General features: G+C 50.3%; 13 protein-coding genes. 5 read left to right on the top strand and 8 right to left on the bottom strand.

The window, feature by feature from the left end; translation table 11 throughout:
- Positions 1 to 32: 32 nt before the first annotated feature.
- The gene (locus KJS63_RS21485; protein WP_068620121.1) at positions 33 to 395 is read right to left on the bottom strand and encodes a thioredoxin family protein; all 363 of its coding nucleotides are present in this window, start codon (positions 393 to 395) and stop codon (positions 33 to 35) included.
- 155 nt (positions 396 to 550) lie between these two features.
- Here KJS63_RS21485 and KJS63_RS21480 point away from each other — a divergent pair, with 155 nt between their 5' ends.
- Positions 551 to 1,945 carry a DUF2515 family protein gene (locus KJS63_RS21480; RefSeq protein WP_244862718.1) on the top strand — a complete coding sequence of 465 codons (1,395 nt, stop codon included), beginning with the start codon at positions 551 to 553 and terminating at the stop codon, positions 1,943 to 1,945.
- Positions 1,946 to 2,007: 62 nt separating this feature from the next.
- Here KJS63_RS21480 and KJS63_RS21475 read toward each other — a convergent pair whose 3' ends face one another.
- The 4 genes from KJS63_RS21475 to KJS63_RS21460 form a co-directional block, all read right to left on the bottom strand.
- Positions 2,008 to 3,636 (bottom strand): putative polysaccharide biosynthesis protein, encoded by a 1,629-nt coding sequence (locus KJS63_RS21475; protein WP_213621001.1) that lies wholly within the window; start codon positions 3,634 to 3,636, stop codon positions 2,008 to 2,010.
- 34 nt (positions 3,637 to 3,670) lie between these two features.
- Positions 3,671 to 4,156, bottom strand: coding sequence for a DUF456 domain-containing protein (locus KJS63_RS21470; protein ID WP_068620124.1), 486 nt, complete (start codon positions 4,154 to 4,156; stop codon positions 3,671 to 3,673).
- Positions 4,157 to 4,163: 7 nt separating this feature from the next.
- On the bottom strand, positions 4,164 to 4,922 hold the full coding sequence (locus tag KJS63_RS21465; RefSeq protein ID WP_213621124.1) for a Cof-type HAD-IIB family hydrolase: 759 nt from the start codon (positions 4,920 to 4,922) through the stop codon (positions 4,164 to 4,166).
- A 461-nt stretch (positions 4,923 to 5,383) separates the two neighbouring features.
- Positions 5,384 to 7,432, bottom strand: coding sequence for a peptidoglycan D,D-transpeptidase FtsI family protein (locus KJS63_RS21460; RefSeq protein WP_213621000.1), 2,049 nt, complete (start codon positions 7,430 to 7,432; stop codon positions 5,384 to 5,386).
- Between the two features lie 309 nt (positions 7,433 to 7,741).
- Here KJS63_RS21460 and KJS63_RS21455 point away from each other — a divergent pair, with 309 nt between their 5' ends.
- Positions 7,742 to 8,257, top strand: a complete 516-nt coding sequence (locus KJS63_RS21455) for a hypothetical protein (protein ID WP_213620998.1) — start codon at positions 7,742 to 7,744, stop codon at positions 8,255 to 8,257.
- A gap of 247 nt (positions 8,258 to 8,504) precedes the next feature.
- On the opposite strand, the gene KJS63_RS21450 is transcribed toward KJS63_RS21455, so the two are convergent.
- From KJS63_RS21450 to KJS63_RS21440, 3 genes are all read right to left on the bottom strand, one after another.
- Entirely contained in the window at positions 8,505 to 10,574 is a 2,070-nt protein-coding gene (locus KJS63_RS21450) for a peptidoglycan D,D-transpeptidase FtsI family protein (protein ID WP_068620126.1), read from the bottom strand.
- 94 nt (positions 10,575 to 10,668) lie between these two features.
- Positions 10,669 to 11,754 carry a transglutaminase domain-containing protein gene (locus KJS63_RS21445; protein ID WP_213621123.1) on the bottom strand — a complete coding sequence of 362 codons (1,086 nt, stop codon included), beginning with the start codon at positions 11,752 to 11,754 and terminating at the stop codon, positions 10,669 to 10,671.
- Positions 11,755 to 11,865: 111 nt separating this feature from the next.
- Positions 11,866 to 12,306, bottom strand: coding sequence for a hypothetical protein (locus KJS63_RS21440; protein WP_068620128.1), 441 nt, complete (start codon positions 12,304 to 12,306; stop codon positions 11,866 to 11,868).
- Positions 12,307 to 12,506: 200 nt separating this feature from the next.
- Between KJS63_RS21440 and KJS63_RS26475 the strand changes: the two genes are divergently transcribed.
- The 3 genes from KJS63_RS26475 to KJS63_RS21430 all read left to right on the top strand — a co-directional run bounded on the left by KJS63_RS26475 (position 12,507) and on the right by KJS63_RS21430 (position 14,749).
- Complete coding sequence (locus KJS63_RS26475) at positions 12,507 to 12,638, top strand: hypothetical protein (protein ID WP_280520841.1); 132 nt, start codon at positions 12,507 to 12,509, stop codon at positions 12,636 to 12,638.
- 219 nt (positions 12,639 to 12,857) lie between these two features.
- The gene (locus tag KJS63_RS21435) at positions 12,858 to 14,033 is read left to right on the top strand and encodes an MFS transporter (RefSeq protein ID WP_213621122.1); all 1,176 of its coding nucleotides are present in this window, start codon (positions 12,858 to 12,860) and stop codon (positions 14,031 to 14,033) included.
- A 371-nt stretch (positions 14,034 to 14,404) separates the two neighbouring features.
- Positions 14,405 to 14,749: a toprim domain-containing protein gene (locus tag KJS63_RS21430; protein ID WP_213620996.1), complete on the top strand. Its 345-nt coding sequence runs from the start codon at positions 14,405 to 14,407 to the stop codon at positions 14,747 to 14,749.
- The last annotated feature ends 19 nt before the right edge of the window (positions 14,750 to 14,768 follow it).

The raw sequence follows: 14,768 nt of genomic DNA, 5'->3' as shown, positions 1-14,768 counted from the left end.
GATGGCGCTTGTGACTTTTGGTATTGCGTACCCTATTCCTTATGCTCCGCCGTATCGTGCAGAGTCCGGTACACATCCAAGGCACGGTTCAGGAAATCTTCAATTTCCTCCCGGGATTTACGGGCTTTGTTGACGAACCGGACAAGCTCGCGTCCGTCCGTATAGGCAACGAAGCTTGGAATGCCCAGGATATTCTGTTCCTGACTGACATCCCCTACCTTATCCACATCCACCTGAAGGAACGTGATGCGGTCTCCGTACTTCTCCTCAACCTCAGGCATAAATGGGTCAATGAATTTGCAATCTACGCACCAGTCTGCTTTGAAGACGGCAACAACCAAATTGCTGGACTGCGTTTCTACAGTAAACGCACCAGCGGATGTCACTTCTTTCATGAGCTTCAGTCCTTTCTATCGTTATCTCTCTTAGTCAATCAAAACGAAGAGTGGAAGTCAAACTTTTAGGCCATAATGTGACTAAATTCTTCTTACGTTATAATCACCTGCCAAGGTACATATTGACTCACTTTATTCGAAAGAGAGGGATCAACATGAGCCAGCCCTTTCACCAGGGTGACTCCAAGTCGCCCGGGCTTGCCGCAGTACTTAAAGAAATGCTTCTATCGCTTCCTTCCATGGTGAGTGAGGTGGTAAAGAGCAAAACCGCAGGCATCGCTGCCTCTTCACGCCTAAGGGAAGAGAAAATTCACCTGGACTGGAATGAGGCGTCTGCCAGGACCGTATATACAGAGGTGGAAGACCTCCTTAAGCGGAGCAGTCAGGGGCGGAGACTTGACGAGCCGCTGGGATTGATTGTCGATGCCAAGGATGGCCTAACCCCCGAAGACCAGCGCGTTATTGAGGAAATCGAGGAATCGGTGCGGATGAACAATATCAGCAATATCACCCGGACAGAGGCCTACCTGAAATGCTACCAGGCTTACCCTGAACTGCAATGGTCTTTCCTGGCCCATATGGTCTCGCGCAATGCAGGCTGGAACATGAGTGATCTGCGCGGCGGCCAAATGTATCCGCTGCTGGATGAGACCGGCAAGGAAGTGACCTACCGCTTTCTGGAAAGATGCAACGCGTTAATCTTCCAGGATGCCTACCCTCAGCTGATGCTCTATATGAAAAGCCGGGAGATCGGGTCAAGCCTGTTCTATCTGCTCCCTCACTTCCATGTCTCCCGGTTTATGCGGCCTTTCTGGGACCGCTTCTGGCTGGAGCGCGGCAGTGCCCTGCTGGCTGTAGGCCTGATTATCAACGAGCAAAATTACATTGAGAAACGGGTCGTCCGGAACCCCTACTTTCAGAACCGGGTCACGGAAAAAGCGAATTTCCACCTGCACAATTGGGCAGGACTCAATCAGATTATCTTTCCTCTGCTGGATCTGGATTCAGTATCTGCGGAAGACGGCACTCCAAAGCAGCAGGAAAAACAGACTTTGGATGCTTCATCCTGTCCCGAAGGGCATATTCCGCGGCTGGCCGGACGGATTCTTGGCGACTTCTCCAGTCTCAGCACGCGAATTACCTTCGGCAAGAACCTGTACGCGCTGCTCTTCGGCCTCGCTTCCCTGAGGAAAGGAGCCGAAGCCTTCGCCTCGCTTGTTCCGCACACCGGATCAAGGGCCGACTATTGGCCAGCCTTGTTCACCACAGACAAGGACCAAGCCTTGGGCCCAGGCCTTGAAGGGATGGAACTTCTTGAGCAGACCAGCCTGCCGGAAGGCAGACGCCTGTATGCGCCCAAGCTGCTTGACGCCTGGGGCGACACTTCATACGAGCCCATCTCCAGAGAGGATTGGCTGCAGGATCACAGCGCCCTGGACGGGCTGAGCAAGCCTCAGCAGCCCTATCTGTGCGATATCAGCTTCGAGCACCGGCTTGGTATTATCAAAACCGCCTTTGCCCATGATACGGCAAGTGGAACCGATCATTGAACAAGGGAGACACCGAAGTGTCTCCCTTGAAATTCAACGTATAAAGCTGTGCAGCACCAAATTTATGCGGAGCCAGCGGACCCGCGTTGGAGCCGCATAAGCGGGCGCAGTATTTTCTGGAGCACTCTCGGATAACTGCCCAGCTCGTCTTTGCGGACCACCCGCATGACTACCAGCATAACCGGATACAGAATGAGTACAGAAATACCTACCAGGCAGCAGGCGAAGAAGAAGCCCACTCTTGGCGGCAGGACAGCCGTTGTAAGGTCGCCCAGATAATTAAGGCCATATCCTGCTCCGAACAAAACAATTACGGTAAGCAGGAAGCCTGTCCACCGTCCGCTCATAATATGGAATGGCACAATCGCCTTCATCGAACGCAGATTAAGCAGTGTGATCACAAGGAAGCACAGACCCGTGCCGATGATAATCCCATAGATTCCAAAGAAAGGGGCTAGCGCGAAGCTGGCAATCAGCTTCACCACGATCCCAACAAGAACATGTCCCATGGACAAATTCACCTTGCCAAGCCCGATCAGAATTGAACTAGACGTTGACATCGTAATCTGAAAGATGGTTCCAAGGGTAAGCAGCCCGATAATTCCGCTTCCCTCCAGGCTGCTGAACAGAAGCCCATTCACGGAATAAGCTGCCGCACACAGAATGATGACAATCGGCATACCCGTCAATATCGATACCCGCATAGCGAGTGTAATCTGGCGTTCCAGGTGCGGACGGTCCCCTCTGGCAAACGCCGCCGCGATGACAGGCAGAAGCGATGCGCTCAGTGCGATGGACAGAATTGGCGGAATTCCCGCGATACTCTGTGCCCGGCTGCCCAGAATACCCAGTGTGTTCGTGGCCGCCAGGTTACCCATCTGGTGAATCAAGAGCGGCTTGACAAGGGTTCCGTCAATGAAGTTGACCGCTGGTACAGCCAAGGAAGCGAGCACAATAGGAATAGACAGCTTGAAGATGTCACCGTAAATGCGCATCAGTGGGAGCTGCTCGGACCCGGTTGACAGGTCCTCAAGCTGCTGTCTCCGGTCTTCTTTCCGCAGCTTACTGGAAAACCACATCAAGATGCCGAATGCTGCAACACTTCCAAGCACGCCGCCGAAGGAAGCACCCGCAGCTACCCATTCATCCTTATAATTCGCATGCAGCAGGAAGAATGCCAGCCCGATTCCGGTAATAACCCGCAGCACCTGCTCCATAATCTGAGAGATGCCGTTAGCGGCCATATAACCTCTACCCTGGAAATACCCCCGCATCATCGCAATAGTCGGGAACAGCAGCAGCGCCGGCGCAATCGCCCGGATAGCAGGCACGGCCTCAGGCTGCTTCGTTAAGGTGGCATAGACTGGTGCCAGCGTATAGAGCAGCACTGTCATGACGAGACCGATAAACACGGCAAAGATCAGCGCCGCCTTGTAGACCCGCTGCGCTTCGCCTGGGCGCTTTAAGGCATAGCGCTCGGAGACCATTTTGCTTAGTGTGCTGGGAATTCCAGCGGTGGCCACGGTAAGCAGCATCAGATATACGTTGTTCGCCACCGTGTAGGACGCATTGCCGACAGCCCCAAAGATGTGCTCAAGCGGGACACGCTGCACAAGCCCTAACACACGGGCTACCAGAGCCGCTGCGGCGAGGATCAGCGTTCCCTTTATAAAAGATTCTTTCTTAGACAAACCGATTTCCCTTCTTTCTCGGACCTATTCCTGGTTAGAAGCTGATAATCCAGATGAAGAATACAATAATCATCACGATTTCAAGCAGGATTTTGACGACCATGCTGCTGAACAAGCCAACGACCGAACCAAACCCGACTTTCAGCGATTTTTGAAAAGATGACCCTGAAATCAGTTCCCCTGCTACCGCCCCAACGAAGGGGCCGATAATGAGCCCAAACGCCGGAATAACGAAGGGACCGATAATTGCCCCGATCGTACTAAGCCATACGGACGCCTTGCTGCCTCCGAAGCGTTTAACCCCCCAAGCTCCCACCGCATAGTCCGCAGCCAACAGAACGATCACGATCAGCGTCTGCAGGGTCCAGAAACCCCATCCAAAATGCTCGAATGTAAAGAACCATCCGTACACGAAGAAAGCCGCATAGACCGCGATAACCCCAGGAAGAACGGGGATGACCGCTCCCGCAAGTCCCACGAGGAACAGCCCAATGATTAGAATCCAGCCCAGAATATCCACTAGAGTATCACTCCTCCGGTAAAATAAACTTCTGGATCACCTCGGCTATTCCGTCATCATTATTGGACGCCGTCACATAATCCGCGTTCTCCTGCACAGCGAGCTGAGCATTGCCCATAGCAACGCCAAGTCCAGCCGCCTGAATCGCCGCAAGGTCGTTCAGGCTGTCGCCAACGGCAATAACCTGGGACATGTCCAGCCCAAGAAGCTCACAGACAATTTTGATTCCTGTCGCTTTGTTGACCCCCTCAGGGTTAATCTCAAAGTTATACGGGGATGAATTGGTGATTTCGAGACCTCCCATATCCTGCAGCCTCATCAGAATTTGATGACGGAGATCGGCGTCCTCAGTATGATATCCGAACTTAATCCAATGGTTCACATCCACCAGAGCAGGGTCCCAGTTCTTCTCATTATATGATCCTTCCACCGAATAAGCCCAGAACCATACACCAAGTTCTGCAGCAATTCCATGCATCTGTTTGACTAGCTCTTTGTCCAGCAGTTCCCTGCGGTACAGCTCATGAGGCGTCTTCCATACTTCACTTCCATTGACTGTAATCATCGGTGTGTTCAGGCCAAGCTGATCTCCGAACGGCACCGCTTCATTGAATGAACGCCCGGTGGATAAGCAGACATGAACCCCGGCCGCAGCCGCTTTGCCGATCCATTCTGCTGTCTTTGGTGATATCTCGTGATTATCGTTAAGTAAGGTCCCATCCATATCGAGTGCAAGCAGTCGGTATTTCATCCGTTCATCCTCCATCTTCTGATACAATATAGGTTATCTATTTATCTCTAAACAACATCTTAGTCATTCTACCACAGGAGCCGCAGACCAACAAAGCGATTCCCCGCACAATGAGAAACCGGTCCCCGCCATATTAGGCCGAAGACCGGTTCAAGGAATTTCACCACCTGCGCTATTCATTATCCTGTAATCATAATAAGCGCCAGCACACCAAGTGTAATTCTTGCCCGCTGCAGGGGGCTTTTCTTAATCTTGACTTCCATGGACGCCAACTCCTTTAAGTTCTTGATGGGGATCAGGACACGGCCGTACTCGGGAACACTCCCCTCGAAATTTTCCTCAATAAAACAATGTTTCCTTAATGCAATTTTATTCAATAATTAAAAATAAGGCAAGGGGTTTTCCCCCTATGCCTTAGATTTGGGCGCCATCGTCAAACCTCTATACCAAGTGCTGCAAATGATTATACATCTGTTTTACCGAGTGGTGTTCTTAGAAACATTGGAATTATCAGCGTTCTGGCTCATCTGTCCCTTCGGAACTCCGTCCAAGCCATATACGGAATCATATGCGTCAAAAATCTTCCGGGCGACCGGCGCCGCGCTTTGTGCTCCGAAGCCGGCTTCAGGAATCATTACCGCAATAGCAAGTTTGGGCTTATTGCGGGGAGCGAAAGCGATGAACACCCCGTTATCCACATTTTCTTTCCCCGCCCATTGGGTGGAAGTCCCTGTTTTCCGGGCGAAATCATACTTAAATCCCTCGAACGAACTCACCTTGGTCGCCATCCCTTTATGAATTACGTTCCAATGTGCCTCACTAAATTCGGCCTTCCCAAGTAATTTGGGTTCGAACTTCTTGATCACCTTGCCAGAGCTGTCCCTGATCGTATCCACAATATGCGGCTCCATCCGGCGTCCCTTGGAGGCAAGCATGGCCGTGTACTGGGCAAGCTGCATCGTTGTATATTTCCCCTCCTGCCCAAATGCGGCGCGGGCCATCTTCGATTGGGTGGTCTCTTTCTTGTTCGTGTAATAATCCCGACCACCCTCATATTCATTAGGAAGATCCACCCCTGTCGGGATACCGAGTCCAAACCGCTTCATGTATCTGTCCCAAAGCTCGATCGAATCCTTGCCTTTGCTGCTGTACATCTTAAGCCCGACCATATCAATCATGAAGGCGTTAGAGGATTCCTTAATTGCCTCCTGTGGGGAGATGGCACCAAGCACATGCCCTGAGGAGTTTTTAATCCGGGTATTGTCTTTCCCGAACTCAGCATACCCTTTGTCATAATATGTTGAGTACGGACCAAAATATCCTTCATTTAAACCGATCAGCACGGTAAGCGGCTTAATCGTTGAACCCAGGTACACAACAGACTCAAGACGATTTTTGGCCTCGCTGGGGCGAAATGAGCGGATTGTGCCATTTTGATAAATGTATTTGATTTTATCGAAATCGTCATGGGTGATCCCGCCTGTCCGCCACACATTCGGATCGTAGTCCGGCATGCTCGCCATAGCCACCACCTTGCCTGTATCCACCTCCATCGCCACCGCATAACCAGCTCTGGCATTTGGATGAGTCCTTCCATTGACGAGGTGGGAATGAAGCCAGGTCAGCTGCTCAGATATCGCTTTCTGGGCGGCAATCTGAATATCCTTATGAATATTGAGGTACAGATCATTCCCCCTCTCAGGCGGGGTTATTCCCTCCAGACCCTTGGCCATATTTTTAGGGTCTACGGAGACGCTTCTGAAGCCGTTCTTCCCCCTGAGCACATCTTGATACTGGAGCTCCAATCCATCGTACCCTACGTCTTCAAGCTCTGTATATTGGAGCGCCGGATCATCGTTCTTCTTCTCCCTGATCTTCTTATATACTTTAAGACTCGTCGAAGCTCCCTTAAATTTCTTAATATATCCCACAGTCTGAACCGCAACACCGTTGACCCCGCTCTTGCTATCGTTGTAATAGTTGCGGACACTCTCTTCCACAATATAAAGCCCAGGATATTTAGATTTATTCTCTGTGAAATAAGCAACTTCATCTTTACTTAGTCCTGCTTTTATTCTCCGCGGTTCGAATCCTCCGCTGCGCATGGACAGGATATCCATCGCATAAATGATGTCCTTGAGCTCCTGCTGCTCCTGCGTGGGATCACCAAGCTCTTTGAATTTAGCCATAAGCTCTTCCCCAAGCTTAATTGCCTTCGGAAGAAATTTATACTCAGCGTTTAAAGTTATGTACAATGACTGCACCGGCGTCGAATAAGCCAGCTTCTCGCGGGAAGCATCATAGATCGTTCCCCTAATAGGAGGAAGCGGCACATTTTTGACATTCGGGTCCTCTGTTCCGGGAACAAGCTTAGGGCCCTCTACGAACTGAAGCACGGCAAGACGCAGAATGATGACGGTAAAAATGATAAACGATCCGAAGAAAAATAAGTTTAGGCGGAGATGGGATTGCCTTTTCTTGGTGACCTCCTCTTCTATACTGCTGCGGTCCTCACTGAACTTCATACCCGCTTCCAACTCCTTCCTCTCTCGATAACCAGTTCCATCGTATCACAGCTATGCGCCAATATTGGTTACAATTGGATAACTAAATAAGCAGGTAACGCCATTCCCTAATACAGAGCGCATAATATCTTTCCGCCCAAGCATTGAATATTTAGAGTTAAATCAAAAATAGGATTCATGACAATATAATAGCTATTAATCTATAAATGTATAAAAATAATATACATAATTGAGAATATATGGTATTTTGTGTTTGTGTTGGCCGACATGGTTATTTCACTAAAAAGGGAAAGGGTGGAATTGCATATCATGAAAAAAATATCTCTTTTATGTTCCTCTATGCTAGCCGCGTCTCTTTTAATGGCTGTCCCAAGTTTTGCTGCCGAGTCAAGCCAAAGCTCCGTGGATTTGGTCCAAAGTTCAGTGAAATCTACCCCGACATCAATTTCTGACTTACTAATTACGCCTAGCTCAGTAGCTGGATATTGGAAGACTGATCTCACGGAAAATAAAACAAAAAATCTAGCGACATTCACAATTACGGAAAAATCGACTATTACATTACTTGTTACCCAGAAAAGAACTGGGGGTACAGGCCCAGCGATTAATAAAGCTAGGTTGTATTATCATCTCACAAGTTCTAGTGGGAAAGAACTAACATTTAAAGATGTCTACGGTGACACCACTAATGAACAAGTTTCCTGGACTTATGTCTTGCCAGGTACTTATACGTTAAGCGTTTATATGCCACCAGAAGCTGGTTCTGGTGTTACAGCAGCTAGCACAACAGGCAACGTTTACACTACCCCGTCTCCTAAGAACTGACTCCGTTTATGAGACAGGGATCAAAAACAACTTTTAAGTCTAAGCAGCCAATTGTCGGAAGTAAACCGGCGACTGGTTGTTTAGTTTTGTTTAAGAAAGTAGCCATAGACACCAAAAGCCAAGGAACTAAGCGAAAACAGACCGCTTAGTCCTTGGCTTTTTACGATGATTATCCTGCTTTTCTGGTGAGCGTGCTCCAATGTTTAGTTTTGGGACAGCCTCTAGTTTAGTAAATTGCTGCTACTAATTATCGATTCCCGGCCCCGTTAGTCTGACCGCTCTTCCCGTCCTGATTGCCGGACTGGTTCTGAAGCGTCTTCTTCGGAATGCCGTCAAGACCATATTCCATATCATAAGCATCGAATATCTTCCGGGCTATAGGAGCCGCACTCTGAGCACCGAATCCCCCTTCAGGAATGACAACCGCTACAGCCAGCTTCGGCTTATTGCGCGGCGCAAAGGCGATGAACACCCCGTTATCCACGTTCTTGTGACCAACCAACTGGGTGGATGTCCCTGTCTTACGGGCAAAATCATAAGGGAAATTGTCAAAGGAGCTTACATCCGTAGCCATCCCCTTAATGATTTCGTTCCAGTATGAACTCTTGAAATTCTCCTCATTCAATACCTTAGGTGTAAACTTCTTAATAATGTTCCCCTTGGAGTCTTTAATCATGCTGACGATGTGGGGCTCCATACGTTTCCCCCGGGTAGCCAGCATGGTCGTGTACTGTGCCAACTGGAGAGTTGTGTATTTCCCCTGTTGGCCGAAGGAGGCATAGGCCAGGCGGGACAAGGCCGTCTCCTTCTTATTCGTGTACTCCCGGAAACCAAGATATTCATTAGGCAGATCTACTCCCGTAGAGACCCCGAGCCCAAACTTCTTCATGTATTCATCCCAAAGCCCGATGCCCTTCTCTCCATACTTCTTGTAAAGCCTCTCCCCGACCATATCAACCATGAAAGTATTCGAGGAGTGCCGGATTGCATCAGCCGGGCTGTTCAGATAACCATACACGTGCCCTTGGGAGTTGCGGACCTTGGAGGAGTCATTCTTACCAAAGGTAGCATAACCCTTATCATAATAAGGCGTGCTTGTTGTGAACAATCCATCATTCAAGCCAATCAGCACAGAGAGCGGCTTGATCGTGGACCCGAGTAGAACCACGGATTCCGGGTGCTGGCCCTTCTGGCCCGAACCGAAGGATCTGATCGTGCCGTTCTGGTACACGTTTTTGATTTTATCGTAGTTATCGCCGGAAATCCCCCCGGTACGCCATACATTTGGATCATAATCCGGCATGCTTGCCATGGCCACAACATTGCCTGTATCCACTTCCATCGCAACGGCAAAACCGGTTCTGGCATTCATGTGATACTGGCCGCTCACCGGGTGGGTATGAAGCCAGGACAGCTGGTCCATGATGGCTTTTTGGGTCGCCGTTTGGATCTTGCTGTCAATGTTCAGATAGACATCATGGCCCTTCTCTGGTGGAGTAATCTCGGTAACCCCACTGGCCATGTTGCGCGGGTCGACGGACACACTCTTGAAGCCATTCCGGCCGCGCAGCTCATCCTGGTACTGGTACTCAATCCCGTCAAAGCCTACATCCTCTGTATCGGTATACTGCAGAGCTGGATCATCCGCCTGTCCGACCTTCTTCTTGTAGAAGTCCAGCACAGTCGAAGCTCCTTTGAACTTCTTGATGTAACCTACCGTTTGAACCGCAATACCGTTTATGCCGTTACTTGGGTCCGTATAGTAGTTACGGATACTTTCCTCAACGACATCAATCCCAGGATATTCGCTCTTGTGTTCCATGAAATAAGCAACTTCCTTGTTGGACAATCCCACCTTCAGACGACGCGGGGCGAATCCGCCGCTAAGCTTGGACTTCAGATCCATCGCTTCCACCACGTCTTTCACGGTCAGCTTCTCACCGTTCGAATCACCGAGCTCATTGAACTTCGCAACCAGCTTAGTGGCTAGAGCCTGGGCATTGGCCTCGTTCTTTCCTGTATACTCCTTGGTAAGTGTCATATACAGCGATTGAACCGGCGTGGAATAGGCTAACTTCACATTCTGCCGGTCATATATCGTACCCCGGGTTGGTGGCAGCGGAATATCCTTAACTGCCAGATTGCCACCCTGCTTAACCAGCTTGGGACCTTCCACAAATTGAAGTATAGCCAGACGCACAATAATCACGGTAAATATAGCAAATGCGGTGAAAAAAAACAGATTAAGACGAATATTAAAATGACGCTGCTGCGCGGCCTGTTTCTCCCGCGGGTCATCCTCGTAATTCTTTTTCATTGGTTTTCCCCTGTAGCCTCCCTGATGCTTAATAGTTCTTCCCGTATTTTATCACAGGGTAATCGGACTAGGCGAATTTCTCTCAAGCCAGCCCCTATATGGCTTTATCTGCAATATGTGTCTCGTTAAAAGCCTTCGGGTTGAACCAGTCCCCGCTTTGGGCCCAGGTCGGATCAAGCGGCACCCATTTCTTCAATTCACTCAGGTAAACCTCGTTCCAGGCATGAGGGCCGTATCCACCCTGACCGTTATAACCAAGTCCGGTAATTACCTTCACCTTCAGGCCCTGTGAACGTGCCATAACTGCGTACAGACGGGCATAATCAATACATACCCCCCGTTTGGTTTCAAACGTCATCGCAGGTGTCTGTTCATGCCAAATCTGCTTCTCTTCGTAATCCTTGACTTTGTCATAGTCATAACTGATTCGCGTGCCTACCCAATCATACAGCTTACGCGCCTTCTCCTCGTCCGTGGCAGCCCCTTTCACAACAGCTGCTGCCGCACCCACGATGTTATCGGGAACCTGGGCGTCAAGCACCTCATATCTGCGCTGCATGATCCCATTCAGTTCTTCCTCCATACTTCGGGTGAAGACGGGAAGCTTCTCCTTGATCAGATTGCCCGATAAAGGCACAATGATAGACTGGGCCCCCTCGCGATACACAGGTGAAGCTTCAACATAACGGCTGAAGCCGCTGTTCGGATACAGGGTGACCACGATAAACAGTACAGCGATAACGACGATACAGCGGGCCGCACCGATGACCGCACCGATGCCTGCGCCAGCCAAACGGCTGAGCAGGGACGCAGGCCGGTCACTCCCACCACCAAAGCGGTGGATCAGGGATGCTCCGCCAAATACAAGTGCGGCAAGCAGACCGAGTACGGACCGGACCACCCAATACCCGATAATAAAAACAACTGCGAACCGCATGAGCGGAAACTCACGGATTGCAGTAATCAGTGTGTAATATATTTGCTCCCACTTGTTTAAATCTCTGGACGGCAGGTCAATGCTGGTCAGCCACTTCTGCACAATGGGCGACAGCCACATCGCCAAAGGCACGGATAGGGCAATCCCCGCCAGGGAGAGGACACCTCCGCTGATCAGGGAGAATAGACGGCCTGCCGACCTCGATCCCCCTCTGATCAGGCCCTGCAGGACAGAGACCGCCATGATCAAAATTAATAACAGATTGATAAAATTATAATTTTGCACATTTTGAACCCAATCTGGCACGTCAAATAGCCCCTCTCTTTGATCGTCTGGACTCAAAATGATCGTAGTTTATTTCGAGTTCCTCTTAGCTTCCTGTATAAAAGCATTCAAAGCATCGCTCCGGCTCCATTCGCCCAGCGATACGTCCCGGAAGGTGACTTTCACCTTATCACTGTCCGCACTCCCGCTAACCTCAAGATTCGGCGACTTGATCACAAAAGTGCCATCCGCTTTTCTAGTGAACTTTGCTTCCTTGGCTTCACTTGTCATCATCTTGATAGCTTCGCTCTTGACTGCATCCGTTGTCTGGGTGGTCAGCGTGGATGCCACCTGTCCAAGGTCCTTCAGGGACATTCCGCTATAAATCACCACGAATGCCACAATGACAAGAATGAGCCCCCATTTGACTACAGTCTTCACCAGGTTGGCAATCAGCAGCAGCACAACCAACGCAATTACAAGCACAAGCCAGTTTTGTTTAAAAAACTCAATCCAAACTTGAACGTCCATCCTTCTTTATACACTCCTAATTATCATTTGTTGGTGGAGCACGCCGGGCAAGGCGCCAAGTTGCCTTTTATATTATACATGATGGCCACACCTGGTGTCAGCCTAACCCCGCTTGGGGACTGTATCCAGCCCTTTTATCCAAATAAAATTTAAAAAATATATAAAATGAACTTATTAAGGTTCCCTTAAGGGGCGCTGCGATGCCGAGTGTTCTTACGACCGCTGTTGTCTCCGAAATGCTTGAACTAGATATCCAGTGGGGGCATTTCGGAGACAAAGGCGGACGCTCCGCTTCTTCAGAATCACTCGTCCTCTCCGCTCAGAGAGGTTAATTTTTAAAGTTCGTTTTATATAGCATAAGTTCGTCCCTTAGAACGTACAAGTAGAGCATATAGTTCGGTCGCTTGGCTGAAGCAGACCGGCTTGCTTTCGAAGCGAGTTTTGCTTTGCAAAACTAAGCCTGTGCTTTCGAAGCGAGTTTTGCTTCGCAAAACTTTAAGCCCATGATTTCGAAGCGAGTTTTGCTTCGCAAAACTTTAAGGAGGGACGGTATGAAGATCGCATTTTGGCTGTATTTTTTTATGTTCATCGCTTTTTTTGACCTGCACGCCCAGTATCCGATCCTGACGCCGTTCGCCCTGTCGCTCGGGGCCGCCCCCACCTTTATCGGCTGGATGATGGGCATTTACTCCATCACTCATCTGCCCGGAAATTTGCTTGCCGGCAGGGGCGTGGATAAACACGGCAGCCGCCGGTATCTCATATTCAGCCTGATTTCGGCCGGGATCATCCTCCTACTGCAAGCCCATGTCACCGCCCCTTGGCAGCTTCTGATGCTTAGATCACTGAGCGGCTTCGTGCTGGCCTTCCTGGCCCCTGCCTGCCTTGCTCTCCTTGCATCGCTGTCCCAAGACCCGATCAAGCAGGGCAAGCTGATGGCCGGGCATGGAGTCATGCACACCCTTGCTTCCGTGGTCTCCCCGGCTGCCGGGGCATTTCTCGTCGCTCAGGCCGGGTTCGCCACCACCTTCCAATCCCTCGGCTGGCTTCTTATCGGAACCGGCATCATTGCGATCTTCCTGATCAAGGGGAACCAGGGAAGCACCCCGGCAGTTTCGGGACATCTGACCAAGGGCTATGACGAAGTCCAAACCACCGGATTCCGTGTGATTCCCCTAAGGTTCTACCTGCTGCCCCTGGCTGTAGCCTGCTCCCAAGGTATCCTGTTCTTCGAGCTTCCGCTGCAGGCAGGGGGCATCTCGGGCATTCTCAATACCGGACTCTACTTCTCCCTGCTCAGCCTGGGGGCCCTGGTCACCTTGTGCATGCTCTTCTTGCACAGGTACTCCCCTTACGCACGGGCTACCACTGGCGTGCTGGGCATGGCGCTGGCATTCTACTCCATGGTCGCGAATTGGAATATTCCGCTGGCCGTATCACTGGTCTTTCTCGGCATGGCAAAGGGAGTGCTATTCCCGGCCATGGCCTCTTTGTTCATCGAGCTGAGCGGCGGTAAAAGACTGGGCACCGTATTCTCCCTGCAATCCATTGCGATGTCGCTGGGCGCTTTTCTCGGTCCGGTGCTGGCGGGCCAGATCCGCCACACCCTCTCGCCCTACTTCCTGGCTTTCCTCCTGCTGATGCTTCTGCTTGTAACAGTGCCGCCCATGCGCAAGAGGTCCAAAGCTGAACGTACCGCCGGACAGACTCCACCCGCGGTGGTTTAATCTGCGGATTAATCCATGGTTCGTTATAGGCTGCCGCACAAGACACATTAGCCCTGCCTGCATAATCTGCTTATGTAATCACCATTACTTGAAGGCAGGTGAATATCATGAGTCACGTCGATCATTGCGGTTCTGGACCTGTCGGACCTGGATATGGATTCTGGACATCCACAACTACTATCCTTGTTCTGTATATTCTTCTTGTAATCATCCTCCGCACACCTTTCTTCTAAGAACATCATACATGAGTGGGTATACACCCAAACTCAGAGACTTGCCCGCTGCACAGGGCGGGTCTCTTTTATTTTGCATGGAAAAGAGGGTGCGGTTTAAACTAACAGAAGAAACCCTAGCCTGCGAGGTGAGCCATTATGCCAGTATATATTATTGTGGAGGGCAAAAACGACAAGAGCAAGCTGCGCCGCGTCTTGAATGATGAGGTCGAGATTCTGTGCACCTTCGGGACGCTGAACACACTTAAATTGGAACAGCTCCGCCGAAAGATCAGGGACGAGGAGACCTATCTTTTTCTGGATAACGACTCTTCCGGCAAAAGAATCCGGGGAATTCTCCGGGACGCCTTCCCGGATGCCGGCCATATTTATACCCGCCGGGGTTATGCAGGTGTCGAGGGGACTCCTGACGAATATATTATTCAGCAATTAGAAAAAGCCGGCCTGGAAGAGTACATTGTGTACCCTCCAGCCAGCTTCTGATTACAGGCTTCCGGATATC

The organism is Paenibacillus sp. J22TS3 (assembly GCF_018403205.1).
GTDB classification, from domain to species: Bacteria; Bacillota; Bacilli; order Paenibacillales; family Paenibacillaceae; genus Fontibacillus; species Fontibacillus tuaregi.
This window is presented reverse-complemented; position numbering and strand designations above follow the sequence as displayed.

What these genes read in the sequence shown, in the direction of transcription:
- KJS63_RS21485 (WP_068620121.1), bottom strand. Translation starts at nt 395, where the DNA reads ATGAAAGAAGTGACATCCGCTGGTGCGTTTACTGTAGAAACGCAGTCC.
- KJS63_RS21480 (WP_244862718.1), top strand. Translation starts at nt 551, where the DNA reads ATGAGCCAGCCCTTTCACCAGGGTGACTCCAAGTCGCCCGGGCTTGCC.
- KJS63_RS21465 (WP_213621124.1), bottom strand. Translation starts at nt 4,922, where the DNA reads ATGGAGGATGAACGGATGAAATACCGACTGCTTGCACTCGATATGGAT.
- KJS63_RS21460 (WP_213621000.1), bottom strand. Translation starts at nt 7,432, where the DNA reads ATGAAGTTCAGTGAGGACCGCAGCAGTATAGAAGAGGAGGTCACCAAG.
- KJS63_RS21455 (WP_213620998.1), top strand. Translation starts at nt 7,742, where the DNA reads ATGAAAAAAATATCTCTTTTATGTTCCTCTATGCTAGCCGCGTCTCTT.
- KJS63_RS21450 (WP_068620126.1), bottom strand. Translation starts at nt 10,574, where the DNA reads ATGAAAAAGAATTACGAGGATGACCCGCGGGAGAAACAGGCCGCGCAG.
- KJS63_RS21445 (WP_213621123.1), bottom strand. Translation starts at nt 11,754, where the DNA reads ATGGCGGTCTCTGTCCTGCAGGGCCTGATCAGAGGGGGATCGAGGTCG.
- KJS63_RS21440 (WP_068620128.1), bottom strand. Translation starts at nt 12,306, where the DNA reads ATGGACGTTCAAGTTTGGATTGAGTTTTTTAAACAAAACTGGCTTGTG.
- KJS63_RS26475 (WP_280520841.1), top strand. Translation starts at nt 12,507, where the DNA reads ATGCCGAGTGTTCTTACGACCGCTGTTGTCTCCGAAATGCTTGAACTA.
- KJS63_RS21435 (WP_213621122.1), top strand. Translation starts at nt 12,858, where the DNA reads ATGAAGATCGCATTTTGGCTGTATTTTTTTATGTTCATCGCTTTTTTT.
- KJS63_RS21430 (WP_213620996.1), top strand. Translation starts at nt 14,405, where the DNA reads ATGCCAGTATATATTATTGTGGAGGGCAAAAACGACAAGAGCAAGCTG.